At 33.2% G+C, this 26800-nt stretch carries 26 protein-coding genes; 14 read left to right on the top strand and 12 right to left on the bottom strand.

Translation table 11 applies throughout. The features are described from left to right. Window positions 1-209: 209 nt before the first annotated feature. Window positions 210-1235: an SMP-30/gluconolactonase/LRE family protein gene (locus FS85_RS0104725; RefSeq protein WP_033194570.1), complete on the bottom strand. Its 1026-nt coding sequence runs from the start codon at window positions 1233-1235 to the stop codon at window positions 210-212. A gap of 203 nt (window positions 1236-1438) precedes the next feature. Beyond that, window positions 1439-2635, bottom strand: a complete 1197-nt coding sequence (sucC, locus tag FS85_RS0104720; protein ID WP_010134930.1) for an ADP-forming succinate--CoA ligase subunit beta — start codon at window positions 2633-2635, stop codon at window positions 1439-1441. Window positions 2636-2768: 133 nt separating this feature from the next. On the opposite strand from sucC, the gene FS85_RS0104715 reads away from it, so the two are divergent. From FS85_RS0104715 to FS85_RS0104700, 4 genes are all read left to right on the top strand, one after another. Then, window positions 2769-3431 carry an ABC transporter ATP-binding protein gene (locus FS85_RS0104715; RefSeq protein ID WP_010134929.1) on the top strand — a complete coding sequence of 221 codons (663 nt, stop codon included), beginning with the start codon at window positions 2769-2771 and terminating at the stop codon, window positions 3429-3431. Window positions 3432-3471: 40 nt separating this feature from the next. After that, window positions 3472-4206 carry a 5'-methylthioadenosine/adenosylhomocysteine nucleosidase gene (locus FS85_RS0104710; protein ID WP_010134928.1) on the top strand — a complete coding sequence of 245 codons (735 nt, stop codon included), beginning with the start codon at window positions 3472-3474 and terminating at the stop codon, window positions 4204-4206. A gap of 148 nt (window positions 4207-4354) precedes the next feature. After that, a complete protein-coding gene (locus FS85_RS0104705) occupies window positions 4355-5611 on the top strand; it encodes a dihydroorotase (protein WP_010134927.1) in 1257 nt (418 codons plus the stop codon). Window positions 5612-5619: 8 nt separating this feature from the next. Beyond that, window positions 5620-6264 carry an alpha/beta hydrolase gene (locus tag FS85_RS0104700; protein WP_010134926.1) on the top strand — a complete coding sequence of 215 codons (645 nt, stop codon included), beginning with the start codon at window positions 5620-5622 and terminating at the stop codon, window positions 6262-6264. A 16-nt stretch (window positions 6265-6280) separates the two neighbouring features. Here the strand turns inward: FS85_RS0104700 and FS85_RS17010 are convergent, their stop codons facing one another. Then, entirely contained in the window at window positions 6281-6472 is a 192-nt protein-coding gene (locus FS85_RS17010; protein WP_010134924.1) for a YqaE/Pmp3 family membrane protein, read from the bottom strand. 88 nt (window positions 6473-6560) lie between these two features. Further along, entirely contained in the window at window positions 6561-7325 is a 765-nt protein-coding gene (locus FS85_RS0104695) for an MBL fold metallo-hydrolase (protein ID WP_010134922.1), read from the bottom strand. 90 nt (window positions 7326-7415) lie between these two features. Between FS85_RS0104695 and FS85_RS0104690 the strand changes: the two genes are divergently transcribed. Genes FS85_RS0104690 through FS85_RS0104675 form a run of 4 tightly spaced genes read left to right on the top strand, consistent with a single transcriptional unit; the run spans window position 7416 to window position 10382 of the window. Beyond that, window positions 7416-8861 carry a hypothetical protein gene (locus tag FS85_RS0104690; RefSeq protein ID WP_029489274.1) on the top strand — a complete coding sequence of 482 codons (1446 nt, stop codon included), beginning with the start codon at window positions 7416-7418 and terminating at the stop codon, window positions 8859-8861. A 7-nt stretch (window positions 8862-8868) separates the two neighbouring features. Further along, a complete protein-coding gene (locus FS85_RS0104685; RefSeq protein WP_010134918.1) occupies window positions 8869-9423 on the top strand; it encodes an RNA polymerase sigma factor in 555 nt (184 codons plus the stop codon). 33 nt (window positions 9424-9456) lie between these two features. Then, a complete protein-coding gene (locus FS85_RS0104680; protein ID WP_010134916.1) occupies window positions 9457-9924 on the top strand; it encodes a hypothetical protein in 468 nt (155 codons plus the stop codon). 2 nt (window positions 9925-9926) lie between these two features. After that, window positions 9927-10382, top strand: coding sequence for a hypothetical protein (locus tag FS85_RS0104675; protein ID WP_010134915.1), 456 nt, complete (start codon window positions 9927-9929; stop codon window positions 10380-10382). Here FS85_RS0104675 and FS85_RS0104670 read toward each other — a convergent pair. Together FS85_RS0104670 and FS85_RS0104665 are read right to left on the bottom strand one after the other, a co-directional pair. After that, on the bottom strand, window positions 10379-11419 hold the full coding sequence (locus FS85_RS0104670) for an isochorismate synthase (RefSeq protein ID WP_010134914.1): 1041 nt from the start codon (window positions 11417-11419) through the stop codon (window positions 10379-10381). The genes FS85_RS0104675 and FS85_RS0104670 overlap by 4 nt on opposite strands. A gap of 11 nt (window positions 11420-11430) precedes the next feature. Then, window positions 11431-11847 (bottom strand): PaaI family thioesterase, encoded by a 417-nt coding sequence (locus FS85_RS0104665; RefSeq protein ID WP_010134913.1) that lies wholly within the window; start codon window positions 11845-11847, stop codon window positions 11431-11433. An 80-nt stretch (window positions 11848-11927) separates the two neighbouring features. Here FS85_RS0104665 and FS85_RS0104660 point away from each other — a divergent pair, with 80 nt between their 5' ends. Next, a complete protein-coding gene (locus FS85_RS0104660) occupies window positions 11928-12446 on the top strand; it encodes an IS1096 element passenger TnpR family protein (protein WP_010134912.1) in 519 nt (172 codons plus the stop codon). Here the strand turns inward: FS85_RS0104660 and FS85_RS0104655 are convergent. Together FS85_RS0104655 and FS85_RS0104650 are read right to left on the bottom strand one after the other, a co-directional pair. After that, entirely contained in the window at window positions 12443-13354 is a 912-nt protein-coding gene (locus tag FS85_RS0104655; RefSeq protein WP_010134911.1) for a GYDIA family GHMP kinase, read from the bottom strand. The two genes, FS85_RS0104660 and FS85_RS0104655, sit on opposite strands and share 4 nt — an antisense overlap. Next, the gene (locus tag FS85_RS0104650) at window positions 13354-14625 is read right to left on the bottom strand and encodes a hydroxymethylglutaryl-CoA reductase, degradative (protein ID WP_010134910.1); all 1272 of its coding nucleotides are present in this window, start codon (window positions 14623-14625) and stop codon (window positions 13354-13356) included. The genes FS85_RS0104655 and FS85_RS0104650 overlap by 1 nt, the downstream gene beginning before the upstream one ends. Before the next feature lie 143 nt (window positions 14626-14768). Between FS85_RS0104650 and FS85_RS0104645 the strand changes: the two genes are divergently transcribed. The 4 genes from FS85_RS0104645 to FS85_RS0104630 all read left to right on the top strand — a co-directional run bounded on the left by FS85_RS0104645 (window position 14769) and on the right by FS85_RS0104630 (window position 20344). After that, window positions 14769-16550: a hypothetical protein gene (locus tag FS85_RS0104645; RefSeq protein WP_010134909.1), complete on the top strand. Its 1782-nt coding sequence runs from the start codon at window positions 14769-14771 to the stop codon at window positions 16548-16550. Window positions 16551-16561: 11 nt separating this feature from the next. Beyond that, complete coding sequence (locus FS85_RS0104640; protein WP_010134908.1) at window positions 16562-17899, top strand: DUF5723 family protein; 1338 nt, start codon at window positions 16562-16564, stop codon at window positions 17897-17899. A 101-nt stretch (window positions 17900-18000) separates the two neighbouring features. Then, a complete protein-coding gene (locus FS85_RS0104635; RefSeq protein WP_010134906.1) occupies window positions 18001-19764 on the top strand; it encodes a peptide MFS transporter in 1764 nt (587 codons plus the stop codon). A gap of 52 nt (window positions 19765-19816) precedes the next feature. Beyond that, window positions 19817-20344 carry a thioredoxin family protein gene (locus FS85_RS0104630; protein WP_010134905.1) on the top strand — a complete coding sequence of 176 codons (528 nt, stop codon included), beginning with the start codon at window positions 19817-19819 and terminating at the stop codon, window positions 20342-20344. Here FS85_RS0104630 and FS85_RS0104625 read toward each other — a convergent pair. Genes FS85_RS0104625 through surE form a run of 4 tightly spaced genes read right to left on the bottom strand, consistent with a single transcriptional unit; the run spans window position 20328 to window position 24543 of the window. Further along, complete coding sequence (locus FS85_RS0104625) at window positions 20328-22346, bottom strand: ComEC/Rec2 family competence protein (protein WP_010134904.1); 2019 nt, start codon at window positions 22344-22346, stop codon at window positions 20328-20330. The genes FS85_RS0104630 and FS85_RS0104625 overlap by 17 nt on opposite strands. 24 nt (window positions 22347-22370) lie before the next feature. Next, a complete protein-coding gene (gene lpxB / locus FS85_RS0104620; protein WP_010134903.1) occupies window positions 22371-23477 on the bottom strand; it encodes a lipid-A-disaccharide synthase in 1107 nt (368 codons plus the stop codon). Continuing rightward, window positions 23478-23771, bottom strand: a complete 294-nt coding sequence (locus FS85_RS0104615; protein ID WP_010134902.1) for a hypothetical protein — start codon at window positions 23769-23771, stop codon at window positions 23478-23480. Then, window positions 23764-24543 (bottom strand): 5'/3'-nucleotidase SurE, encoded by a 780-nt coding sequence (gene surE, locus FS85_RS0104610; RefSeq protein WP_010134901.1) that lies wholly within the window; start codon window positions 24541-24543, stop codon window positions 23764-23766. The genes FS85_RS0104615 and surE overlap by 8 nt, the downstream gene beginning before the upstream one ends. 156 nt (window positions 24544-24699) lie before the next feature. On the opposite strand from surE, the gene FS85_RS0104600 reads away from it, so the two are divergent. Further along, the gene (locus tag FS85_RS0104600) at window positions 24700-26799 is read left to right on the top strand and encodes a carboxy terminal-processing peptidase (protein WP_033194568.1); all 2100 of its coding nucleotides are present in this window, start codon (window positions 24700-24702) and stop codon (window positions 26797-26799) included. Window position 26800 lies beyond the last annotated feature (1 nt).

Raw genomic sequence — 26800 nt, 5'->3', positions numbered from 1 at the left:
AAAAACATTGTAAAAACACAAAAAACACCCTAAACAAAAGCTACTCAACCTCTAAACATACCTAAAACCAACATCTATATATAGTTTTTACTTCTCAAAAAACTCCAACACTCCCAATAAAGTATTTGTATTTAAGTAAAAACAAGCAATTTACAATTACGTATAGCTTTTAACCATGTACAATGCTATCCAGCATGGTTAATTATAGTCTATGGCAAATCAAGCTGGGTTAATGTGTACGGTTTGCTGTGTTTGGTATTAATAATGCCTGGACCTGTCATCAAATCGAAATTAGAAATAATTAATTTGCCTTTGTAAACAATCAAATCAGAAGGCTGATCTATCTGTCCATTACTTCCATCATTATCATCAAACTTAGCCAACACCTTAACTGTTCGGTCTGCTGCTACTCTTACAACCTGATTGCTAAGCAGTCCTGCCACGTAAAGGTTATCGTTGGCATCAAAAAAGATTCCGTCTGCTCCTACAGTATCGGGTAAATCTACATATACACTATGTTGCGTTACAGCTCCGTTGCCATCTTGTGTTAGCTTATAAATAATAGCATCTCCAAAATCACCTACAAACAAAACTCCTTTGCTGTTTAGTGCCAAACCATCCAAACCAAACGGTCTGTTAGGGTTTTGTGTAGCAACCGAAAAAATTAATTGCGTATCGCTCTTATCGTTTTGCACCAACACCTCTCTATCGGTACTTAAAAACCTATACAGTCCTCCTACGTTCTTTCCCTTTGTACTTAGCTTATCTAACTTAGGTTGGGTAACGTATAGCACTCCTTTATAATACCGAATTCCATTGGGGGCTTGCAAACCTTTTGCAACAACTTCGGTCTTAACCAACACATCGTTTTTAAAGGTTAGCTTTAAAATCCTACCTCTGTTTTTTCCTTGGTTTGCACATACGTACAAACCACCATCTGCTCCGTAAGCTATTCCCATAGGGGTACCTTTTCCTTTGTTGTTAATCCCTGCAAGGGTGGTTAAAAGTTTTACCTTTTTGTTTGCTGTAATTTTTACAATAGCTCCCGGAATATTCTTTTCTGCAAAATTAGGACAAGACAACGTAAGGCTTCCATCGGGTGCAATATCATAAGCATCAGGGGTGGGACAAAAGTCTGGCAATGCAACATAGGTTGATGTAGGAACATTACTTTGAGCATTGGCGGTACTTAGCATCAAAAAAGCCCCGATGACTGGAACGAAGAATTTACGCATAAGGATACATGTATTGGTGAATCTTCTGAAAAAGTATCAAATAAAAACGACAACTGCATCAAAGGATTCAAAAGGTGCTGTATCAAGTCAAAATACGTTTTCTTATAATTTGTAAAGTGTATTTATAAATAATACAATAAAAAAATTCCTCTTTCTTTAGGTAAAGAAAGAGGAATTATAAGTGCTGTATCTTTTTTAGTGGCTTATGCCAATACTTCTTGTACTTTTTCAGCAGCTTCTTGGAACTCGGTTGCAGAAATTACATCCAAGCCTTCTTGTGCATCAATCAATTCTTTTGCTTCTACAGCATTGGTTCCTTGCAAACGAACTATAATAGGTACGTTTATGCTATCACCCATGTTTTTATAAGCATCAACTACTCCTTGTGCTACACGGTCGCAACGTACAATACCTCCAAAAATGTTTACTAAAATAGCTTTTACCTTTGGGTCTTTTAAGATAATTCTAAACGCTGTCTCTACACGTTTTGCATCCGCAGTACCTCCTACGTCCAAAAAGTTAGCTGGGTCTCCTCCTGCTTGTTTTATCAAATCCATAGTTCCCATAGCCAATCCTGCTCCGTTTACCATACATCCTACGTTTCCATCCAAAGCAACATAGTTCAATCCTGCTTCTTTTGCTTCAACTTCTGTTGGATGCTCTTCTCTAATATCTCTGTAAGCAACGTAATCTTTATGGCGATACAAAGCATTTTCATCTAAAGATACCTTAGCATCTACAGCTAATATTTGATCGTCTGCTGTTTTAAATACTGGATTGATTTCAAACAAAGAAGAATCTGATCCTTCGTATGCTTTGTACAATGCCATAGCAAACTTGGTCATATCTTTAAATGCAGCTCCAGACAATCCTAAATTGAAAGCAATTTTACGTGCTTGGAACGGTAAAATTCCTGTAGCAGGATCTATTTCTTCTGTAAAGATTAATTCTGGTGTTTTTTCGGCTACTTCTTCAATATCCATTCCTCCTTCAGGAGAGTACATAATCATATTTTTTCCAGTAGCTCTGTTTAGCAAAACAGACATATAATATTCTTCTGGCTTAGAAGGTCCTTCGTAGTATACATTTTCAGAAATCAATACTTGATGTACCTCTTTTCCTTCTGCAGAAGTTTGTGGAGTAACCAACATCATTCCTAAAATTTGATCTGCATACGTTTTTACCTCCTCTATAGACTTGGCAATTTTTACACCCCCTCCTTTTCCACGTCCTCCTGCATGGATTTGTGCTTTTACCGCAAAAATAGTACATCCTTTTTCTGCGTTAATTTTTTGAGCTGCTTCCAAAGCTTCTTCGGGAGTGCTAGCTACAATTTCCATAGGTACTTTTACGCCAAAGCTTTTTAAAATTTCTTTTCCTTGGTATTCGTGTAAATTCATAACTGAGTCTTAAAAATTTTGATGGTTTCAAAAATAGGAATTACCACTAACAATATTTAAAAATGATAAGTATTTAACAAAAAAGTCGATTTCCTATCTTTTTTAGTATTTTCGTTTCACTATTTTTTAGTCTATGATTGTTGCAAAAAACATACAAAAAACCTTTTCTAACCACAAAGTTCTTAAAGGAATTGATTTACATATAAAACAAGGAGAAGTCGTAGCAATTGTTGGGCCTTCGGGTGCAGGAAAAACAACTTTGTTACAGATTATTAGCACCTTAGATATACCTGATTTGATTCCTGAGGTTTCTCTAAAAATTAACAACATTTCCCCTATTGGTCTTAAAGACAAAAAATTAGCAGCTTTTAGAAATCAACACATTGGTTTTGTATTTCAATTCCACCAACTATTGCCAGAGTTTACTGCCCTAGAAAATATTTGCATTCCTGCATATATAGCCAATAAAAAAAAGGCAGAAGTACAAAAAAGAGCCTTAGAGTTGTTAAGTTTTTTAGGAATTAAAAACAAAGCACACAACAAACCTAGTCAACTATCAGGAGGAGAACAACAACGTGTAGCTGTTGCCCGTGCTTTGATTAACCAACCCGCTATTGTATTTGCAGATGAACCCAGCGGAAACCTAGACACTCAAAGTGCCGACAATTTACATCAACTATTTTTTAAACTAAGGGATGAGTTTCGTCAAACTTTTGTTATTGTAACACATAATGAAACCTTAGCCAATATGGCCGACAGAAAATTGGTTCTAAAAGACGGAAATCTTGTTTTATAAAACAAAAAGTTAGTAGCCAAACACATTAAAACTAAAAATTATGATTGGAATTATTAGTGCCATGCAAGATGAATTGGCTGCTTTATTAACCATCGTTACAGATCAAAAAAAACTAGTTTTAGGACAAAGAACATACTACCAAGGAAAATTAAATAAACAAGAAGTTGTTTTGGTTTTTTCTAATTGGGGAAAAGTAGCAGCAGCAATAACTACAACTCAACTAATAGCACATTTTAACCCCAAAGAAATTATTTTTACAGGAGTTGCTGGTGCTATAGATCCTACTTTAGCTATTGGCGATTTGGTATTGGCGAACAGCTTAGTACAACACGATATGGATGCCAGTCCTTTATTTAAAAAACACGAAATACCTCTTATCGGAAAAAGTAGTTTTACTCCTCCTAAAAACAAGTTACTTCAAGACTGTATTGCAGCATTTCAAGCCTCATATTTTACACATATATCTAAAGAAGAAGCAAAGGAATTTAACATCAAATTGCCCACTGTTGTAATGGGGTTAATTGCTAGTGGAGATCAGTTTATAAGCGATGTACAAACACAAAATCAATTAAAAAATCAGTTACCAAATTTGTCTTGCGTAGAAATGGAAGGTGCAGCCGTTGCACAAGTTTGTGAAGCGTATGAAACTCCGTATCAAGTAATTCGAATTATCTCTGACAAAGCCAACGATAATGCCCCTATAGATTTCCCAAAATTCACCCAAAAAATAGCTAGTAAATACGCTAAAGGGATTTTAGAAAAGTATTGCAATTGATTTTCTTTACGTATCTTTGACCAACTTTTTAAACAATGATAAAAAACGCTAAACCCTTTTTTGCGACTTTTTCTCTTGCAGCTCATTGGAGCCCAAATGTTTATTTTCCTATTCCTTTATTTCTAATTTTATTCACCTCAGTTTCGGTATGAATGTTTTATTAAAATCTGCTACTATATTTGATCCACAAAGTGATTTTCACAATCAAACACAAGATGTATTGATTGAGAATGGCATCATTCAACAAATTGCTAGTTCGATTGTTTGCCCTGATAATTTTCAAGAAATTACATTAGACAACTTAACCATATCTAACGGATGGTTTGATGCTAGTGTAAGCTTTGGAGAACCTGGATATGAAGATAGAGAAACTATTGCCAACGGATTGCTAGTAGCAGCCAAAAGTGGCTTTACTCAAGTAGCTCTAAACTCTAACTGTTCTCCTCTTATAGACTCTAAATCACTGGTACACTTTTTAAAAAATCAAAGTATTACAAGCCCTGTAAACATTCACCCTATAGGAAGTTTAACCAAAGAAAGTTTAGGACTAGAGATTGCAGAATTGTATGACATGCAACAAGCAGGTGCTATTGCTTTTAACGATTATAAAAAAGGCATCAGAAATGATAACTTAATTAAAATTGCACTTCAATACACCCAAAGCTTTAATGGGTTGGTGATGAGTTATCCACATAATGAAAAAATTGCTGGAGAAGGTGTAGTAAACGAAGGTATAAATAGTACGCAATTAGGATTGAAAGGGATTCCTGCATTGGCTGAAGAATTACAAATAAGCAGAGACCTATTTTTATTAGAATATACAGGAGGAAAACTACACATACCCACCATAAGCACAACAAAATCTGTAGCCTTAATTAGAAAAGCAAAAGAAGAAGGCCTACAAGTTACATGTAGCGTAAGTGCAGACCATTTAACCTTAACAGATCAAGAACTATCTGCTTTTGATGCCAATTACAAAGTATTACCTCCTTTACGAACTCAGCAAGATGTAAATGCTTTGGTAGATGGTGTTAAAGACGGAACGATTGATTTTGTGACCTCTGACCATGACCCTATTGACATAGAGCATAAGAAAATTGAATTTGCACATGCTAAAGACGGAAGTATTGGTTTGGAAAGTTTGTTTGTAAGTCTGTTACCAGTATTGGGCTTAGAAACGTTAATTTCTACAATTGTAGATCGACCTTTGCAGGTATTTGGCTTAAAACCTTCCTACATCAAAACAGGAAATAAAGCCAACTTAAGTTTATTCTCTACAAAAGGAACTGGTACTTTTACAGAAGATGCTATCTTATCAACTTCTAAAAACAGTGCTTACCTAGGAAAGTCTACCCAAGGAAAAGTTTATGGTACTTACAACAATGGTATTTTAACACTTGCTTAATCAACATTATGACAGATTTATCTTTAGAATACATAGTTAGAGAGCCTAAAATCGCCTCTAACAAAGCACCTTTGATTTTATTAATTCACGGGTACGGAAGCAATATGAATGATTTATTCTCTTTTGCTTCTGAATTGCCAGAACAAGCCTTAGTAGTAAGTGTACAAGCTCCTACTCCGCTTCCTTTTGGGGGTTATGCTTGGTATAGTATTACGTTTGATGCAGATGAAAACAAATTTTCTGACCCTGTAGAAGGAAAAGCATCAGTTCAGAAATTGAATACTTTCTTGGATGAGATTATTGAAAAGTACAACGTAGACACCAATAATATCTTTTTTACGGGTTTTAGTCAAGGAGCCATTTTAAGCTATGCTTTTTCATTTACTTTTCCTGAAAAAATTCAGCATGTGATTGCACTTAGTGGTTATTTTAACTCTGATTTTTTAATCTCTGAACCAAAGAAAAACAATATTGATTACTTTGTTTCTCACGGAACTGTAGATCAAGTAATTCCTGTGGAATGGGCTAAAAAAGGTCCTGAATTATTGACTAGTTTAGGAATTGATTACGAATACAATGAATATCCTGTGGGCCACGGGGTGCATCCAAACAATTTTTACGATTTTAAGAACTGGATTGAAGAACGTTTGTAAAACAAAAAAGAGAGTCTTAGTAGCTCTCTTTTTTGTTTAAAATTACTTTTTGAGTTACAACCCATAAAGAATGTAATATTGCCGGAACCCAAACCAACAAGCATAAAACTATATTAATAAATAAATGCTTGTCTACGGATCCCCTTTTTAAATACACTGCTAATGGAGGAATAAAAAATGATAAGATGATAAGAACTACTTTATTCATATTTGTCTAGTTTAAAAAGTTGATTATTTAATTACCTTCATAAAAATAATCATTTGAATTTCTTAAAACATCAGCTTTTATATAAAAATCAGCCTACATCAAAACTCAATCCATCATACGATAAATAAATATTATTTGGTAATGATTTACTAACTTCTTCATGAAAACCTAATCTGTGACTTATGTGCATAAAATAAGCTTTTTCTGGACTAATTTTTTCAGTCATCGCTATGGCTTCCTTTAAATTTAAATGTGTAGGATGTGGTTCTATTCTTAGAGCACTAATGACCAAAACTTCTAAATTCTGCAATTTTGCAAACTCTGTCTCAGGAATAGTTTTTACATCTGTTAAGTAAGCAAAATTATCAATTCTATATCCTAAAATAGGTAAATTTCCATGGTTTACTTTTATAGGAATAATTTTCTTTCCCCCTAGTTCAAACGGATATTCATTAACCACAAAAGGATTTACAGCTGCCGCTCCTGGATACCTATTTTCTATCTCAAAAATATATTGATAGCGTTCGGACAATACATCTATCACTCTTTTCATTCCGTAAATTGGCATGGGTCCTATTTTGTAACAAAAAGGACGGATATCATCCAAACCTGCTATGTGATCTGAATGCTCATGAGTAAACAAAATAGCATCAATATGTTGTACATTGTTGGCCAACATTTGGTATCTAAAATCTCCTCCACAATCTACCAAAACCGAAAAATTATTCCATTGAATTAACACAGAAGATCGCGTTCTTTTGTCTTTAGAATCTGTTGAGTGATTTACAGGCTCATCCGACAGCAACATTGGGATTCCTTGAGAAGCACCTGTACCTAAAAAAGTTATTTTCATCCGATTAATTTCTTAATCAAAAATACGAAAACGTTGCAAGTAAAAAATCAAAAAATGGTATATTTGGGAAGAACAAAGAAAAAAGTCAACATGCCTGTATCACACAAAGGAGACATTCAAATAGAAAACATCTTAACCAGTAAAACTAAAGCCTTAAAAATCAACCTAAATAAAAATATTTACGGGACTTTTGCAGAAATAGGAGCAGGTCAAGAAACCGTAAGACAGTTTTTTAGAGCAGGAGGTTCTTCTGGTACTATTGCCAAAGCTATGAGTGCTTATGACAAAGATTTTTCTGATGCAATTTACGGAATGGAGTCTGACAAACGATATGTAACCGAAAGTCGTTTAAAGAAAATGCTTCGTCATGAAATTCAATTGATCGAAAGTAGATTGGACAGAAGAAAACATCCAGACAAAATGTATTTTAGTTATGCCAATACGGTGTGTACTATTGACTTTGCCAAACAGTTTAAAGGACACGGTTGGGTAGGAATTCAATTCCAATTATCACCACACGAGCCTTACAACGAAATTGTTTTGCACTTACGATTTAAGCAAACGGATGCTACTTTACAACAAGAAACCTTAGGAAAGTTAGGTGTAAACTTAATTTATGGTGCTTTTTATAACAACGACAATCCTAAAGACTTAATTTTGTCTTTGTATGACAACATTGAAAAAGACGAGTTAGAAATAGACATGATTAACTTTTCTGGACCTCGTTTTACCTATGTAGACAACCGTTTGATGAGCTTACAATTGGTAAAAAATGGCATGACCAATGCTGTGATGTTTAATGATAGTGGTAAAAACTTGTTGCCCGCTCAAGAACTTTACAAAAAGAATATTCTTGCCTTAAGAGGTCGTTTTAGACCTGTTACAAGAATTAATATGGATGTATATGAAGAATCTAAAAAGCTTTTTCATGAAAACCCAAAAGTAGATCCTAAAAATACTCGTACCATATTTGAAATTACCCTATCTAACCTAAAAAATGAAGGGCAAATAAATGAGCGTGACTTTTTAGATAGAGCAGACTTGTTGTGTTCTTTGGGACAAATGGTAATGATTACAAACTTTCAGGAATATTATAAATTAGCTGATTATTTTGGGGAATTTACCCACAAGCAAATATGTTTTGCTATGGGAGTAGATAGTATTATGAATATTTTTGATATCAAATACTACCATCACCTAAAAGGAAATATATTAGAAGGGGTAGGTAAGTTATTTTCTAACAACTTAATTATTTACCTATATCCTATTTTAGATAAAGACGGTAAAACCATAATAAACAGCAATAACTTAAAAGTAAACCACAGAGTAAAAGAACTGTACAAATACTTTAAACAAACCAATAAGGTAATAGATATTCCTAATTACAATGTAGAGTATATGGACATTCAAGGACCTGATGTATACAAAAAAATTGGTACCAACGAAGATGGTTGGGAAGATATGTTACCAGAAGGAATTGCAGAAACAATTAAATTTAAAGGATTATTTGGTTACAAAAAGCAAATAAACGGGTAGATAGAGCTTGGTAAAATTGACGACGGAAGAACAACAATTAGTAGCAGACCTTAAAAACAAACACAAACAGTCTCAAGCATTTGACAAACTAGTTTCACTGTACAAAGAAAGGTTGTATTGGCACATTCGTAAAATTGTGATAGATCACGAAGATACGGACGATGTGCTGCAAAATACATTTATTAAAGTTTATAAAAATATTCAGGGTTTTAAAGAAGAAAGTAAACTCTATTCATGGATGTATAGAATTGCCACCAACGAAGCCATTACATTTTTAAATAAAAGTGCCAAAAAATCTAACTTGCCTTTTGATGAATATCAAAAAGAACTAAGAACCTCTGTACAAGACGATGAGCTTTTTGATGGAGATAGCATACAAATTATACTACAAAAAGCCATTGCAGAATTGCCTCACAAACAACAGTTGGTTTTTAATATGAAATATTTTGATGATATGAAATACGAAGACATGTCCGAAATATTACAAACCTCTGTAGGTGCATTAAAATCCTCTTATCATCACGCAGTAAAAAAAATAGAAGCCTTTATAAAAAAATATTAAACCTTTTTTCACAAAAAACATCTAAAGTACAAGATGGAAAAAGAAACACAACATAGCGAAGATTTCTTAAAAGGTTTTACAAAAGGTAAAAATCCTTTTAAAACACCAAACAATTACTTTGATAATTTTGCTGATAAATTATCTGTTGCTAAAACAGAAAATCAGCTTCCTAAAAGTGATGGGTTTATTGTTCCCAAAAATTATTTTAAAGACTTTAAAGTTCAACAACCAAAACCCAAGCTAATACAACTAATGCCTTACGTTAGTATTGCTGCTGCTTTTGTATTAGGATTGTTTGTTTACAACCAAAACCAACAAAACACTGTACAACTAGAAGACCAAAATGTAATTAATTATCTAACTTACGAAGAGTCTATAGAATACGATGAAATACTAAACACTTTAAAAATAGAAGACTCTAGTACTATTACAAACGATTTGAATGGTGATTACGTAAACATAGAAGAATTATCAAAAGAATTAGATGTACTCGATTTTTAATTATGAAAAAACTACTATTATTCTTTTTCTTAATCCATGTAGTGAGTCTAAGTTATTCACAACAAAAAAACAACAATCAAAAGATTGATTATAAGCAAATTTATGCCTTAAGAAAAAGCTACATAACCGAAAAAATTGCCTTAACTCCTGAACAGTCTAAAAAGTTTTGGCCGGTATACAACAAATATCGCACGGAAACTTCTAAGCTAAATAAAGAGCGAAATTTACTGCAAAAAGGCATCAAATTTAAAGACTTATCCGAAGAACAAGCGGATGTTTTATTAAATCAAATACTAGACAAGGAATTAAAACTTGTTGAGGCTAGAATGGATTTAAGTAAAAATCTTAAAACTATCATCCGCCCTAAGCAAATTTTACGATTAAAAATGGCCGAGATTAACTTTAAGAAAAAGTTATTAGAACATATCAATAAGAAAAAGAAAAAACAGCAAAACTAAACTAAAATCTTTTTCATTACTTGACTTTTTGCTTGGGTTTCTTCCCACTCTTTTTCTGCTATACTTTGTGCTGTAATTCCACCTCCTACGTATAAGTTAATTAAATTGTTGACCCAGTTTAAACATCTTAGATTTACAAAAAGTTCTGTTTTTGCATTCCAGTTTACCACTCCCAAATAACCTGTATAAAAAGAGCGATTGTAATTTTCGTTGGCTAAAATAAATGCTTTGCTCTGCTCTTTAGGCAATCCGCAAACTGCTGGTGTAGGATGCAATAAATCAACAATATTTTTTAAAGAGTTGCAGTGGTCTAAACTTCCCGATATTTTGGTTCTTAGGTGTAATAAATTTCCTGCCTTTACAGTTTCAACATCAGACAAAGATAGATCGGAAACTACTGGTTTTAAATGTGATTCTATATAATCGGTTACCATTTTTTGTTCTTCTAACTCTTTTGCTCCCCAAGTTGCATTTATACTACCTTGATAAGGTAAAGTACCAGCCAAAGCCATTGTGGTAAATTGTTGTTGATGCACTTTGAGTAACGTTTCTGGTGTTGCCCCCATCCAAAGTCCAACCTTGGGATGATACCAAACATAACAGTATGCATTGGTATAATGGGCTAGTAAATTTTTAAAACTCTGAACACAATTAAAATTAGCTCTCTTTATGGTTTCTTTTCTAGACACCACAACCTTAGAAATCTCGGTAGTTTTTATAGTTTTAATTGCACTATTAACTAAGTTTATATGCTTTTGCTTGTCTTGTTTGTTATCTTTTATAGAAACAGAAGAAAACGGCTTTACAGATTCAGAAGTAAGTGTATCAACAAATACTTTGTCCGGAAACAAGAGATAAGCGGTTTGTGCATCATCAAACGGAGCAAACACAAACCCTGATTGATTAAAATCTGTAAATAGTTTTAATTCTTTAGAATTTTGCACCCATAAATGAAGTTGTTTTTCGTTTGGGTTTCTATAACTAACAAAAGGCTTTTCTTCCGCAATTGCTTGGGTTATTTCTTGTAAAATTTTCAATGTCTGTATTCTTATTTTTTAGGAAGTACAATATTGGTTATTTTACATATAGAAATCATTGCACCTTCCTCATCTCTAATTTCTACCTGCCACAAGTGTGTGGTTTTTCCTTTGTGTAAATTAATTGCTTTTGCAGTTACCAATCCCTTCTTTTTACTTTTAAGATGATTGGCAGAAATTTCAATACCCTTTACAATAAATTCTTCTGGATTTACAAATAAAAAAGATGCTGCACTTCCTACACTTTCAGCCAAAGCTACCGTTGCTCCCCCGTGTAATAATCCCATGGGCTGATGTACTTTACTACTAACAGGCATAGTAGCCACCAAAAAGTTTTCTCCTATATCTGTATACTCTATCTCTAAAGTCTCCATTAAGGTATTTTTACTAAATGCATTAACTTGTTGCAAAGCTTTTTTAAAATCCATGAAATTGTAATTTTAATCCTAGCAAAATTAAGTAATATTGAGTTTTATACCTACTTTTGTGACACAAAGTCGTAATTTATATGGTATATAAAATAAGAGTCATTTTAGACACTGAAAAAGATGTAATTAGAACTTTATTAGTAGATGCAAACGATACATTAGAAACGTTTCACTTACTTATTGCAAAAGTTTTTGGATTTAATGGTCAAGAAATGGCCTCTTTTTATAGATCTGATGATGAATGGAATCAGGGTGAAGAAATCCCCCTATTTTCTATGGACGAAGATCCTGATGCTCTGTCTATGTCCAACACCACACTAAAACAAAATATAGAAGATGTTGGTGAAAAACTAATTTACGTGTACGATTATTTAAACATGTGGACGTTTTTTTGTGAGTTGATTGAGGTAAGCCCTAGCACCGATACTGAATTGCCTAAATTGATTTTATCAGTAGGTGAAACACCAGATGAAGCCCCGGTAAAAGAATTTACCGCTCAAAAAAATGACGACGATGATTTTAACTTAGATGACGATGATTTTGATAATGATTTTGATGAGTTTGACAGTTTAGACGATGTTGATTTTGACAAATACTAGTTCAACAATAATTCATTAAAAGAAAAAATAATTGAATATCCTTTAGGTACAAAATAAGAAGCTACTTCTTCTTTTGTACCTGTTACCATTACAAAATCTCCCCCCCAAGCACCCAAGCTTTTTACTGATCCTAAATAATCAGAAAACAATTGTGTTTTTACAGGCTGTATTCCTAACAAATTAGCAATAATTGTTTCATGTTCGGTTACACATTGCTCAAAAACAGACAGTTCATCAGCTTGAACCATTGTTAGAGTTAATTGATTAATTTTAGAAATAGAGTTCTTTTTATCAATGGTTAAAGAACGATACATTTGAATTCCTTCTTTACTATCTTGCTTTTGATTTAAGTACACAAAAAACAATTGGTCTTTAAATTTAGGATTAAAATTTACAGGTTCAATTGTTGGACAAACTCCGTTTCTTTTAAAAAATATAGGAGTATCGTATTGTGCACAAGCAATATCATATCCACTACCTCCAAAAGATTTTTCTAGCAGTTCAAAAGCGTTAATTTCTGCCCATTGTGCAATGTTATTGATTAAGGTTGAAGATGTACCCAAGCCCCATTCATTAGGGAAATTCAAAGTTGTTTTTACAGACAGTCCTTTAGATTCTTTTAAAAAATTAGGATTCAATTTTTTGGCTGTTTGCAATATTTCCAGAAGTGTAGCTGCTATTTTTTTATCATTAAAAGTAAGTAAAGTTAGTGTGTTAATGTTAAAAGTTGCACTAAACCAACATTCTTTATTTACATTGTAACTGTGCCATTCAATACAATTGCTTTGGTTCTCTTTTAACTCTAGTGTTTGCCCGTATTTTGTAGGCACTGCCAAAGACAAAGCTCCGTCTAACACTAAATATTCACCTGAAATCAATAATTTTCCGTTGCTGTAAAATGTCTTCATTAAGCTCTTACTTTTTCTAACGCTGCTACTACTCCGCTATAACTAACTGTTTTTCCTTTCATGGCTAAGGTAACTTTTTCCTTTTCTTCAGCATCTGCTTCTAGCTGATTTAGGATGTTTACCAAATGCATTTTCATATGTCCCTCCTGAATACCTGTAGTTGTTAAAGCTCTTAAAGCAGCATAATTCTGAGCCAGTCCTGCCACAGCAATAATTTGCATCAACTCTTTGGCGGATGGATTGCCTAGTATTTCTAATGACAGTTTGGATAATGGATGAGTACTAGTTAAACCTCCTACTGTTCCTAAGGCCAAAGGAATTTCTATAGAAAATGTAAACACATCATCTTTTATTTGACATTTGGTTAAACTTTTATATTTTCCCGATTTGGCTGCATATGCATGAACCCCTGCTTCTATGGCTCTAAAATCATTACCCGTTGCAATTACCACAGCATCAATTCCATTCATCACTCCTTTATTGTGCGTTACTGCTCTATGTGGTTCTACATTGGCTATAGCTACTGCCTGCTCCATTTTTTTAGCGAACAAAGCTCCATCTGTAGGATGTAAATCATCAACATGGCAACTTACCGATGCTTTTACCAAACACTCTGGCACATAATTAGACAAAATACTCATTACTATTTCTACCTCATTGTTTTTAAACACATTGGCCATAGCTTCTAAGCAGGAATTGATAAAATTTGCTCCCATAGAATCTACCGTTTCAAAAGTTACATGTAGTTGATAGTAGTTTTCTAAATGACTGGTTATGTCTCTAAGTTCAATGTCTAAAATTCCACCACCACGTTTTTCCATGTTTTTGGTAATGTCTTTAGTAGCTCTGTATAATTCGTCTTTTTTAGCACTAAAATAACGCTCCAAATCAGCTTTAGATCCTTGATACATAAAATGTACTTGTCCAACTTTTACTGTATTTATGACTTTAGCAGTAAACCCACCTTTGTTAGACCAAAATTTAGCAACCAAAGAAGCTGCTGCTACTACAGAGCTTTCTTCTATAGCCATTGGTATGGTATAATGATTTCCGTTAATCATAAAATTTGGAGCAATTCCATAAGGCATATAAAAGTTAGAAATGGTATTCTCTATAAAATCATCGTGTAACTGTTGTAGTTTTTCATCAGAGTTCCAATAGGTTCTAAGAATTTCTTTGGCTTCTTTTGTGTTTTGCAAAAAATTTTGAGCCAACCAATCAATTTTTTCAGTTTTGGTTAGTTTAGAAAAACCAGAAATCAGTGCTGCCATTTGTTTTTGTTCAATTAGTTTTCATGCAAATATACATCCTATAAAAATATTATGGAGCAATAAGGGATTTTATCAGTTAACATATATTAATTATAATTTAGTACTTTAGTATTAGACTTTTTGTACTACTAAACCTTTTTTATATGAAAAACTATACCCTAAAAACATTGGGAGTTTTGGCTACCTGCTCTGTATTACTGAGTAGCTGTGCAGACTCTTTTGATACTTCCTTTTTTGAAAAGGAAATTGTAGATCCCGAACTACAAATTGCCCTACCCGTAGGATATGTAAGCTATACTGCCACAGAATTGTTTGAGGAACTTGGAGAAGATTTAACCGTAGGAGAAACACAAGATGGAACCAATTCTCTGATTTCTTTTACCTACAGTGAAAGTTTGAGTGGCTCTGGTAATGACGATTTTGTAAAGGTAGATAATCAAGGCTTTGAAGGAGAATTTAAGCTTTTTGACAATACGGACGAAATTCCGGATGGTGACTTTAACTACGCCTTAGGTACTGTTTCAGGAGATCAGGTAGAAGAAAACTTTTACGAAATTGAACCTTTAACACAAGCAGACAACACACCGTTAAATGAAGATTTTAAGCAAATTCAGTTTCGTTCAGGGAATTTAGCCATCAACCTATTTACCAACACTAGTTCAGAAACTGTGGTTACGTTTACTATTCCATCACTGATAAGAAAATCTGATAATTCCGAATTTTCAGAAACTTTTGTTTTGAACAACAACTCTGGTAGCGATATTACATTGGCCGATGTAGATTTAAGTGAATATATGCTAGAACTTACTTATGATAGCTTAAATCCAAAAACAAAAAATGGTTTTAACAATCTTGCTGTAGAATTAAATGCAATCATCAATTTTGAAGAAAACGATGCCATTAATAAAAACAATCTTTTGGCCTACACCATTACAACAGCTGGGCTTGAAATAGAAGCAGCTTTGGGTGATTTTAAAAACCGTTCTTTTCAAGTAAATAATCAAACGTTTGAGTTGGATTTTTTTGAAGAATTAGGAGATGGAAATATTGCTTTTAAAAACCCAACACTAAAAATTTCTGCCAACAACACTTATGGATTTCCTATTGGTTTGGAACTAGACAACATTAGCACCAATGCCAATACAAACAATAATTTAATGATTATTGACAATGGTAGTACTAATGATCATATTCTTAAAGATAACGGAATTAATTATGTTGTTTTTGATGCAGGAACATCAACCGATGGTGGAGTGACATCTACGAGCACAACTACAGAAATTATACTTAACAACAAGAACTCTAACCTTGTTGATTTGTTAAATCAAAAGCCTACGGAATTCAACCTAAATGTTTCTGGAATTGCCAACCCAGGAGCTACTACCACAAACGATAACTTTTTTAACCCAGCAAACAGCCTAGATGTAACCATTGATGTAGAAATTCCACTACACGCCTCTTTTGATGGACTTAGTTTTAGTGAAGAAATTGACTTTGATAATGCAGAAGACATTCAAGAAAACGCAAAAAGCATCACGTTAGATGTAAGAACCATCAATGCCATGCCTTTGGCAGGAACTATTCAATTGCAATTTTTAGACAATCAAAACAACAATTTAGGTATTGACAAAACTGTAGAAGCATTCAACGCTTGTCCTATAGGAAATGATGGTTATTCCACCGGAAGCATTGATGCCAATGGTACTGTTACAGGAACTATTTCTGACCAACATACAGAACTTGTTTTTACAGAAAATGAAATTGATCTTTTAGCGCAAGCAACCAAAATTAATTTGATTGTTACTTTTAATTCTACCGATAACAACGGAGACAACACACCTGATGCTATTAAACTAAGAACAACAGACACTGTTAGAATGCAATTAGGACTGGTAGGAGATTTAAAATTTAGTGATAACGAATAAAAGTAAAGACAATGAAAAACACAATTAAATTGATAGCCTTAATGGCAAACACTGTCTTTACAAGTCACAGTGTTTGTGCACAAAATAGTCAAGTTTCCTTATTCCATTTAGGAGATTATGTTCTTCAAACCACCAATATCTCTCCAGTTTACATCCCAAAAAATTCTTTTTCTTTAGGGTTGCCTGGTTTAGGAGGTGTAGGTGCACAACTTAGTAACGGATTTACTGCTTCAGACTTATTAAAGGAAGTTCCAGGCACAAACAGATTAGAATATGATTTTTTAAATACATACAATACAATTAAAGGTGATTACAATACATTAAGTCAAACTGCCAATGTTACTCTTCTAAACTTGGCTTTTAAAAGAAAAAAAGGGTCAATTAGTTTCTTTATCAATGCTAGAGAAAATGTAAACTGGCAAATGAGCAAAAAAGGACTGATTCATTTAATGGCAAATGGATTGACCCAAGAAAGCAATGGGATTTTTATAGACGACCAACTTAATACAACAGCATATATAGAAAGTGGTGTAGGATTTACACAACAATTTTTTAACAACAAACTGGCCGTTGGTATAAGAATAAAATCTTTGATTGGACTAGCAAATGGGTCAACTCAGAACAACGCTTTTGCAAGCATACAAGTTAACGACGATTATACATGGACAATTAACACGAGAAATGCTGTAGCTAGAGTTACTGGAATTCAGCTAGCAGACAACAATGAATTTGAATTTACAACTGACAACACAGGATTGGGCTTTGATATAGGAGCAACTTATGAAATAATCCCTAACCTAAACCTAGAAGTTGCAGTAAACGACATAGGCTCTATCACTTGGAAAAAAGGAGTAAAAGAATACTATATTGAAGATACCCAAAACTTAATTGTAGACGGAGTAGACCTAAAAACCGATGATGACATTTTAGACAAATTAGAAGACGAATTGGACGAAGACCTAGAAATGGGCGAAAGAGAAGGAAAATCTTATACCACTAAATTGGCAACCAACTCTTACGCTTCTTTAAGTTATTTGCTGGCAAGTAAACACCTTTTTAGAGCTACAATGTTTAACAAACACACTATTAAAAATACTGAGTCAGTAATTGCTTTGGGATATAATATTGCTTTAGACAAAACAACCTACGGTATTGTAGGTATTAAAAATGCTCAAGGTAATTTGGACTTTGGTTTTAACCTTGCCACCAAACTAGGACCTTTACAATTGTATTTAGTATCAGACAATGTAAACCAAATATTTGCCAAACCCGAAGATGCTCAAAATATCAATCTTCAATTTGGTATTAATTTAGTATTTGGCTACAACAAATGGCTAAATGCTAATTAACAAACCTATTTTATCTACATTTGTAAATTAAAAGACTGCTAAACAGCAGTCTTTTTTTATGAATAGGATGATATCTTTGTTGTTTTTAATTTGATGATCGTATGGAGTATATTTATGGTGGTTCAGAAACCAATCAAAAAACAATCTTAGGACACCCTGCAGGATTGTTTGTTATTTTTTTCACAGAAATGTGGGAACGTTTCTCTTTTTATGGAATGAGAGTCTTATTAGTTAACTTTTTAACCATGGCAATTACAGGAGTAAACAACCCTGGTTGGGGATGGAGCCCTGAACAAGCAGGTGCTTTATTTGGTACTTATGCCAGTTTGCTATACATTACTCCTATTCTTGGTGGAATTATAGCAGATAAAGTTACAGGATACAAATGGGCTGTAGTTATAGGAGCCTTTATTATGACCTTAGGACATGCTTCTATGGCTTTAGAAACAGAAGCCTCTTTGTATGTAGGTCTTGCTTTATTAGTATTAGGTACTGGTTTTTTTAAGCCTAATATGACTTCTATTATTTCTGAAATGTACAAAAACGTTCCTCAAAAAAAAGATGGTGCATACACAATTTACTATATGGGTGTAAATGCAGGTGCATTTTTTGGAATGATGCTTTGTGGTTATCTAGCCGAAACAAAAGGTTGGGCTTATGGTTTTGGTTTGGCAGGAATCTTTATGCTGTTTGGAACTTTACAGTTTTGGCTTGCTTCACCTTTATTTGGTGAAATTGGAGCTGTGCCAAAGCGTGAAAAAAAGGTAAAAGTAAAAACTGAAGACACTAACAAATTTACAATAATTGATAAAGTCTTAATTGTTATTTGTTCTGTTGTTGGTTTATTGTATTTGCTTAACGATCCTATGTCAAAAATTGCTAATATGCACTTGCTACCTCAAAAGTTTATTGGAGAATCAGATAATCTTGCAGGACCAACTCAGATTATTTTAATCACCTTAGGTTTATTTTTGGTATTAGCCATTAGCCGAATTGTAAGATACGAAAGAGTGGTAAGAGACCGAATGGTAGCTCTTATTATTTTTGCAATATTTACCGTTTTCTTTTGGATGTCTTTTGAACAAGGAGCAACTTCATTGGTTATTTTTGCTCGTGATTACACACAAAGAGAACTAACTGGAAACTATGCTGTAATTTTTAACATTATCAACACTCTACTTACCGTTATTCCTTTAGTTATTATCTCTTGGGTATTGTTTTTATTGTACAAGCAAACTCATAAACTTATCAAGATTTCTAACTTTATGCTTATCATAAGCTTTTTGCTTATTTGGGGAATTGTAGGAGGTATGGTTTATAAAGAATTTTCTGCCGATGTTACCACGGTAACAGTTTCTTGGTTTAGTACTTTAAATTCCTTTTTTATTATTGCTTTTGCTTCTTTGTTTTCTAAATGGTGGGAAAGTAAGTACAACCCTACATCAGCTCAAAAGTACGGTCTTGGTCTGGTATTATTAGGAGTTGGATTTGCCTTTTTAGCTTTTGGAGCCAAAGCAGTACCATCAGATGCATTACCTGGTGCCGTAAGAGTGAGTATGATTTGGTTAATTTTCGCTTATCTTTTCCATACTTTAGGAGAGTTATGTTTGTCTCCTGTTGGGCTATCGCAAGTAAGTAAGTTAATGCCCGCAAGAATGATTGGTTTTATGTATGGTATGTGGTACTTGGCCATTGCCATTGGTAACAAAATAGCAGGATCTTTAGGTGGACAAATTGAAAACATTACCCATCAGTATGACTTATCTACCTTTTTCCTTATTTTTACTTTTGTTCCAATTGTTTCTGGAATTTTGGTAGCATTATTGAACAAAACTTTGGTTAAAAAAATGCATGGAATTACGTAGCATTGAGTAAGGCTATTTTAGTAAATTCGACTGTTCTAACAAACATAATTTTATGAAAAAAATTTTCTCTGCTTTATTGCTATTTTCTTCATTGCTATTAGTAGCAAACAATCCAAAGCCTGTAAAAATTAAATGGATTAGTTTTGAAGAAGCCATTACTCTTAACAAAACCAATCCAAAACCTATTTTAATTGATGTGTATACAGATTGGTGTGGTTGGTGTAAAAAAATGGACCAAGCAACTTATGGACATGACAAAATTGCTGCGTACATCAATAAAAATTATTATGCGGTAAAGTTCAATGCAGAGCAAAGAGAAACCCTAACCTACAAAGGTGAAACGTTTAATTACATTAACAATGGAAGAAATGGGGTGCACGAACTTGCTTATGTACTTTTAAAAGGTAAATTAGCTTATCCTGCCACTGTTTTTTTAGACAAAGAGAACAATTATGTTGAAGCTGTTCCAGGGTATTTAAAACCTACCCAAATGGAAAAAATTATAACTTTTATGGCTCAAGAAACGTACAAAAATAGTGACTGGGAAACTTTTGAAAAACAATTTAAAACTCAGTTGTAAGTACAAAAGCACCTTTTTCGCTTATACTATAAAAAGGCACTTGTAAAAAATTACAAGTGCTTTTCCATTTTTGGCTATTGGTGTTGTAATTGTTTGCTTCAATTATTACAAGTCTGGGTTTTAAAGCTATTAGCAGCCTTTCTAAATGCACCTTAGGATTGTTTCTTAAAATCAAAACCATTCCTTTTTTACTTAGTTTTTGGTAAGCTAATGACTCTGAAACAATACAATACCACTGTTGCTTAAAGACAAAAACCTCATCGGATAAAACCTGTAGACTATCCACATTAGATTTATGAATCAATGGCAATATTGCATTTTTTATTTCTTTTGATGTTTCTTGCTCTCCATAAACAATCAATTTTGTTCCTTTCTGAACACTAATCAAGTTTGTAAAATAATTATTCTGAACAATCAATTCTTGTTGTCGACTTGCTATAAAACTATCAATTATTAAATAGGTCTGAAATACAATAACAGCTATAAAAACCCTGTATAAACTTTTAATTTTAAATTGTACCAAAAAATCCCAAAGACAAAAAATTATCAAATAATAAAAAAACACAGAACTTAGCTGAAAAGATATATCTCTTACCACCCAAGATTCCCAAGATGCGATATACTCTATAACTCTTAAATATCCTAAAATTGCTTGATCAAAATAATATTCTATCCAGTTAAAAAAAGAGAACCACATCAACTTTAAAAGCACTACCAAACCACCATAAAGTACCAGTGGTAATAGCGATACTGCAAAAAAATTAGCAATTAAAAACTGAAAAGGAAATTGATGAAAATAGTACAAAGACAAAGGCAACACACCCAACTGAGCAATCATAGAAACTAATAAAACATCTACAAAATACTGTTTTACTTTAGAATTGAATTTTAGTCTTTTTGATAACACCGGATAAAATACCACAATACTAATTACAGCTGCATAACTTAGTTGAAAACCAGCATCAAACAAAAAACTAGGTTTCACAATCAACAAAACCAAAGCAGAACTTAAAATTGGTTCTAACAACAATGTTTTTCTCTGAAACAGTTTTGAAACAACCACAAAACTAAACATCGTTACAGAACGAACTACAGAACTAGACAAGCCCGAAAAGAGAGCAAACAACCATAAACACAACAACACAATACCTACATACAGCCATTTACCGCAGGAAGGTTTTTTTAAAAATCCAAAAGTCCACAACAACAACACATACAAAACTCCAACATGCATTCCTGAAATAGCAATAAGATGTACCACTCCAGAATCTACAAAAGATTTTTGAGTGCTTTCTGAAATCAACTCTTTGTCTCCCAATAGCATTGCCATCATAAGACTTTGGGTTTCTTTAGAAATTTTGGCTTGATGTAATTTTTCTACAATCGCATTTCTAAATTGTTGAATGCTAATAAATACAGACCCTACTTCTCCTATTTTTCGTGCCTCTTTTACCACTATTTTTTGATACACATTGCTTCTAGTCAAATACGATTTGTAATCAAAATGATATGGAGAAACTGGCAGTGCTATTGAATGTATTTTAGATTGACTTAGCAATACATCGCCAATTAACCAATTCTTATTTTCTTTTTTGGGGATTTGTACTAAAACTTTTCCTACATATTGTTTGCAAGCCAACCTATGGACATCTGCATAAAAACGAACGTATTTTTTTGATGATTTTAGCCCCTGATACAAAACGATTTTCACCAAATTGTGTGTGTTTGGTTGGCTACAAGATGTTGTTTTTGGATATTTTTGTGTTATGTTAAGTTGTACAAAATGCGAAGTTTGCATTCCTAAAAAAAGAACTAAAAAAAAGATAATTGTGTTTTTTGCTATATCATTTTTAATCAATTTAACCGCACTCCACAAAGCCAATAATACCAATAGTAGTACTACCATCACAGGTACCAACTTGTAATCAGAAGGAGGAAAAAGAATCCCCAAAAGAACTCCCAACAAAAGTTGAGTTGGAATATAATTAAACAGTAATTTCATAGCCTTTTAAAGCTATAAAAAAAATTACATACCTAAAATACTGTTGGCCAATTTATCACTTGCTCCTTGTCCTCCTAGTTTTTTATGTAAAACTTGGTACGCTTCTAATTGCTGAGTTCGTCCTGGTTCTGTAAGTATTGCCAAAAGTTCTTGATGTACTTTTTCGGTATTACATTCTACCTGAATCAATTCTGTAACTACTTCTTGATCCATTACCAAATTAACCAAAGAAATATAGTTTAGCTTTACCAAAGATTTGGCAACGGTATAGGTAATTCCGCTAGTCTTGTAACAAACCACCTGTGGTACCTTAAACAAAGCCGTTTCTAAGGTTGCCGTCCCTGAAGTTACCAAAGCAGCATGCGATATTGACAACAAATCATAGGTCTGGTTATCTATAAACTTTACATCTAAACCTTCTATATAGGGTTGATAAAAAGATGGTGATTTACTTGGTGCACCAGCAATAACAAATTGATAGTCTGGAAAATGATGAACGACAGATAGCATAACCGAAAGAATTTTATGAATTTCTTGTGTCCTGCTACCTGGCAAAAGAGCCACAATGGGTTTATTGCCTAATTGGTGTTTTTTTCTAAAATCTGTTTCGTTTACTTTTTCTCTTTGATTGATAGCATCTAACAAAGGATTACCGACATAATTTACAGGAAATTGATGCTTTTTTTCATAATAATCAATTTCAAAAGGAAAAATAACGTGCATTACATCTACATCTCTTTTTATTTTATGAATTCGGCTTTCTTTCCATGCCCAAATTTTTGGAGAAATATAATAGTGAACAACAATACCATGTTTTTTTGCAAATTCGGCTATTCTTAAATTAAATCCAGGATAATCTACCAAAATCAAAACATCGGGTTGGTACTTTAAAAGATCTTGTTTGCACAAATCAATATTTCTAAAAATAGTTCTAATATTTTTTAACACCTCCAAAAACCCCATAAAAGCCATATCTTTGTAATGCTTTACCAAGGTTCCTCCAACGGATTGCATCAAATCACCGCCAAAAAAACGAAACTCCGCATTTGGATCTTTCTCTGTAAGGGACTTCATTAAATTAGAAGCATGCAAATCTCCCGAAGCTTCTCCTGCTATTAAATAATATTTCATTTAAACCAATTTTAGAAATACAAAAAACAAAGCCAGCAACATCATCGCAATCAATACTCCTCTAGCATGATATATTTGGTGTTTTTTTAAAAACCAATGAAACAACAATACATTAGGTATGGCTCCTAAAGAAATTACTTTGGTCAACAACTTATTTTTATACAAAGTGGCAAATATATGGCTAATTTCACCTTTGGGCAAAAACACAAGCACATAAAAAAGAACTCCTAATACACAAACACACAAGGCTACTATAAAACCAATACTTGTTTGTTTTAACAACTTTTTAGTCATTCAATTTCCAGGCATTTAGTTTTTGTATCATGTGATGTGCTGTTAAATCAAACTGAATAGGCACTAGAGAAATGTAGTTTTGTGCCAGCCAGTATTCATCTGTATCTTCACCAGCATCTAAGTTTTCAAACTGCCCTGTTAACCAAAAATATTCTTTCCCTATAGGATTTACACGTTTGTCAAATTTTTCTCTCCAATTGGCTCTTGCTTGTCTACAAACTTTAATTCCCTTGTAAGGAATTTCAGAAATCTTAGGAAAGTTTACGTTAAGCACTACCCCATCTGGCAATCCTTTTTCTAGTACTTGTTGAGCTATTTTTTTTACATACGATCTAGCTTCACTGAAATCGGCAGAAGCACCATAATCGCATAAGGAAAAACCAATAGACGGTATTCCTTCAATTCCTGCTTCTATAGCAGCACTCATAGTTCCTGAATAAATAACGCTGATAGAGGAATTGCTTCCATGATTAATTCCGGACACACACAAATCGGGTTTGGTATCTAACACTTCATTAATAGCCAACTTTACACAATCTGCTGGTGTTCCTGTACAAGCAATTTCTACCAAAGCATCCCCATCTACCTTTTGGGGTTTTAATTCTAAAATAGCATCAATGGTAATAGCGTGTCCTTTTCCACTTTGTGGACTGTCGGGTGCCACCACATATACGTCTCCTAACTGACACATTTCCTCTATTAAAGTTCTGATACCGTTGGCAGTAATACCATCATCATTAGTTACTAAAATTTTTGGCCTGTTTTTTGTCATCTTTGCGTATTGAATTTTCGAATTTTAATAAATTAAAAATAGAAAATTGCAACGAAGAAACCTTAGTTTTAGTGGGAATTAAATCCAATGAATCAAATTTTTGTATTGCCCTTAAAAAACTTACTTTAGTAACCATTATTTATGATATATGTTGATATGAAAAAATATGCAAAACACATTTACTTTTCAGCTATTGTTATTGCTGCACTGGCTTTTTATAGTTTCCAAGCTCGTCCAAAAGCAGACGATCCAGAAAAAGACCAAGTACTGATAGAAGCTTTAAGAGTTATTTTAGAAAGAGGTCACTATGCTCCTAAGATGATTGATGATCGGTTTTCTGAAAATATTTTTGACCAGTTTATAGAAAATTTAGATCCTTATAAAAGATATTTTTTGGCTAGCGATATTGCTAGTTTTAAAAAATATTATCACGATATTGATGACCAAATTTTACGTCGTAAGTTTGATTTTTACAAAGAAGTTACGGCTACATACTTAAAACGTTTGAATGAAACGGAGTCTTACTACCAAGAAATTTTAGGAAAAGAGTTTGATTACAATGTAAAAGAATCGATCTCTTTAGACGAAAAAACTATTGAATACCCAATAGACCAAGCAGCACAAAAAAACGTATGGAGAAAACACCTAAAATTCTCTACTTTAAGCAAATTGAACGATTACCTAAAGGAAGAAGAAGACAAAGCAAAAGACGACAAGGCTTACAAAATGAAAACATTTGCTGAGCTAGAAAAGAAAGCTAGAAACAAAACTTTAGAAAGTATTAAAGATTTGTTTTATTACGAACATCAAACCTTAGATGCCGAAAGATTTGCCACATACCTAAACTGTATAACAGAACAGTTTGACCCACATACCAATTATTTTGCTCCTGAAATGAAGAAAAGATTTGATTCTAGCATGGCTGGATCTATTGAAGGTATTGGAGCTCGTTTGTCCGATGAAAGAGGATACACAAAAATTGTAGAACTAATTCCTGGAGGTCCTGCTTACAAACAAGGAGATTTAGAAGTAGGAGATTATATTGTAAAAGTAGCTCAGGGAGACGGTGAACCTACAGATATTGTAGGAATGCGCTTATCTGATGCTATTGAATTGATCAAAGGAAAAAAAGGTACAACTGTAACTCTTACAGTAAAAAAAGTAGACAACACCTACCAAAAAATTGCTATTGTAAGAGATATTGTTGAGTTTGAAGAAACATTTGTTAAATCTTCTATCACCATAAAAAACGGTAAAAAGTATGGAATTATTCACTTACCTAAATTTTACATCGATTTTAAAAATCAAAAGCAACGCAACTCTGGAGATGACATGCGCAAAGAAATTGAAGCATTAAAAAAAGAAGGAATTGATGGTTTGGCGATTGACTTAAGAAACAACGGTGGTGGATCTTTAAGCACCGCTATAGACATCGCAGGTTTGTTTATAGAAAAAGGGCCTGTTGTACAGGTAAAATATAAGGATCGTCATCCTGATATTAGAAAAGACAATGACAGTAGTATTGTTTGGAATGGACCTTTGGTTATAATGGTAAATGAAATGTCCGCCTCTGCATCTGAAATTTTAGCAGCCGCAATGCAAGACTATAAAAGAGCCATAATTATAGGTAGCAAGCAAACCTATGGAAAAGGAACGGTTCAAAATATCATTCCTATCAACCAATATTTGCCCTACAGTAGCGATTTGGGAGCATTGAAATTAACCATTCAAAAATTTTATAGAATTAACGGAGGGTCTACCCAATTAAAAGGAGTAAGCTCGGATATTGTAATGCCAGACCGTTTTACATATTTAGATATATCTGAAAGTGAATTAAAATCTCCTTTGGCATGGGATCAAATTCCCAAAGCTAATTATGTAACACAAACTCACTACAGCAATTTTGATCAAGTAGTTACAGAAATGCAACAGTACATTAACAGCAACAAACAATTTAATAAAATTGATGCCTATGCCAAATGGTTAAAGAACAGCCAAGATGATGTTACGTATTCTCTTAATTTTAACAAATACAAAGAAAAACAAGAACAGTTAAATATTGAAGCGAAAGAATATAAGGATATTTTAAAATTTAATTCTCCATATCACTTTACACATCCTGCTTACGAAAATAATTTAGTTGTTAAAGACTCTATTCTAAAAGACAAACGTACTGCCTGGCATAAAAAATTAGACGAAGATATTTATGTACACACCGCAATTGAAACGTTAAGCAAATTAAAAATAGCACACTAAA

Source organism: Ochrovirga pacifica (assembly GCF_000220525.1).
In the GTDB taxonomy this organism is placed as follows: domain Bacteria; phylum Bacteroidota; class Bacteroidia; order Flavobacteriales; family Flavobacteriaceae; genus Ochrovirga; species Ochrovirga pacifica.
Note: the sequence above shows the minus strand (reverse complement) of the source record. Positions and strands in the feature narration are given on the sequence as shown.

Coding starts and splice junctions, on each gene's coding strand:
- FS85_RS0104615 (WP_010134902.1), bottom strand. CDS start 23,771: ATGACTAAAAAGTTGTTAAAACAAACAAGTATTGGTTTTATAGTAGCC.
- FS85_RS0104635 (WP_010134906.1), top strand. CDS start 18,001: ATGGAGTATATTTATGGTGGTTCAGAAACCAATCAAAAAACAATCTTA.
- FS85_RS0104665 (WP_010134913.1), bottom strand. CDS start 11,847: ATGGATTTTAAAAAAGCTTTGCAACAAGTTAATGCATTTAGTAAAAAT.
- FS85_RS0104680 (WP_010134916.1), top strand. CDS start 9,457: ATGGAAAAAGAAACACAACATAGCGAAGATTTCTTAAAAGGTTTTACA.
- surE (WP_010134901.1), bottom strand. CDS start 24,543: ATGACAAAAAACAGGCCAAAAATTTTAGTAACTAATGATGATGGTATT.
- FS85_RS0104710 (WP_010134928.1), top strand. CDS start 3,472: ATGATTGGAATTATTAGTGCCATGCAAGATGAATTGGCTGCTTTATTA.
- FS85_RS0104660 (WP_010134912.1), top strand. CDS start 11,928: ATGGTATATAAAATAAGAGTCATTTTAGACACTGAAAAAGATGTAATT.
- FS85_RS0104725 (WP_033194570.1), bottom strand. CDS start 1,235: ATGCGTAAATTCTTCGTTCCAGTCATCGGGGCTTTTTTGATGCTAAGT.
- FS85_RS0104645 (WP_010134909.1), top strand. CDS start 14,769: ATGAAAAACTATACCCTAAAAACATTGGGAGTTTTGGCTACCTGCTCT.
- FS85_RS0104655 (WP_010134911.1), bottom strand. CDS start 13,354: ATGAAGACATTTTACAGCAACGGAAAATTATTGATTTCAGGTGAATAT.
- FS85_RS17010 (WP_010134924.1), bottom strand. CDS start 6,472: ATGAATAAAGTAGTTCTTATCATCTTATCATTTTTTATTCCTCCATTA.
- lpxB (WP_010134903.1), bottom strand. CDS start 23,477: ATGAAATATTATTTAATAGCAGGAGAAGCTTCGGGAGATTTGCATGCT.
- FS85_RS0104625 (WP_010134904.1), bottom strand. CDS start 22,346: ATGAAATTACTGTTTAATTATATTCCAACTCAACTTTTGTTGGGAGTT.
- FS85_RS0104675 (WP_010134915.1), top strand. CDS start 9,927: ATGAAAAAACTACTATTATTCTTTTTCTTAATCCATGTAGTGAGTCTA.
- FS85_RS0104705 (WP_010134927.1), top strand. CDS start 4,355: ATGAATGTTTTATTAAAATCTGCTACTATATTTGATCCACAAAGTGAT.
- FS85_RS0104600 (WP_033194568.1), top strand. CDS start 24,700: ATGAAAAAATATGCAAAACACATTTACTTTTCAGCTATTGTTATTGCT.
- FS85_RS0104715 (WP_010134929.1), top strand. CDS start 2,769: ATGATTGTTGCAAAAAACATACAAAAAACCTTTTCTAACCACAAAGTT.
- FS85_RS0104695 (WP_010134922.1), bottom strand. CDS start 7,325: ATGAAAATAACTTTTTTAGGTACAGGTGCTTCTCAAGGAATCCCAATG.
- FS85_RS0104650 (WP_010134910.1), bottom strand. CDS start 14,625: ATGGCAGCACTGATTTCTGGTTTTTCTAAACTAACCAAAACTGAAAAA.
- sucC (WP_010134930.1), bottom strand. CDS start 2,635: ATGAATTTACACGAATACCAAGGAAAAGAAATTTTAAAAAGCTTTGGC.
- FS85_RS0104640 (WP_010134908.1), top strand. CDS start 16,562: ATGAAAAACACAATTAAATTGATAGCCTTAATGGCAAACACTGTCTTT.
- FS85_RS0104690 (WP_029489274.1), top strand. CDS start 7,416: ATGCCTGTATCACACAAAGGAGACATTCAAATAGAAAACATCTTAACC.
- FS85_RS0104700 (WP_010134926.1), top strand. CDS start 5,620: ATGACAGATTTATCTTTAGAATACATAGTTAGAGAGCCTAAAATCGCC.
- FS85_RS0104630 (WP_010134905.1), top strand. CDS start 19,817: ATGAAAAAAATTTTCTCTGCTTTATTGCTATTTTCTTCATTGCTATTA.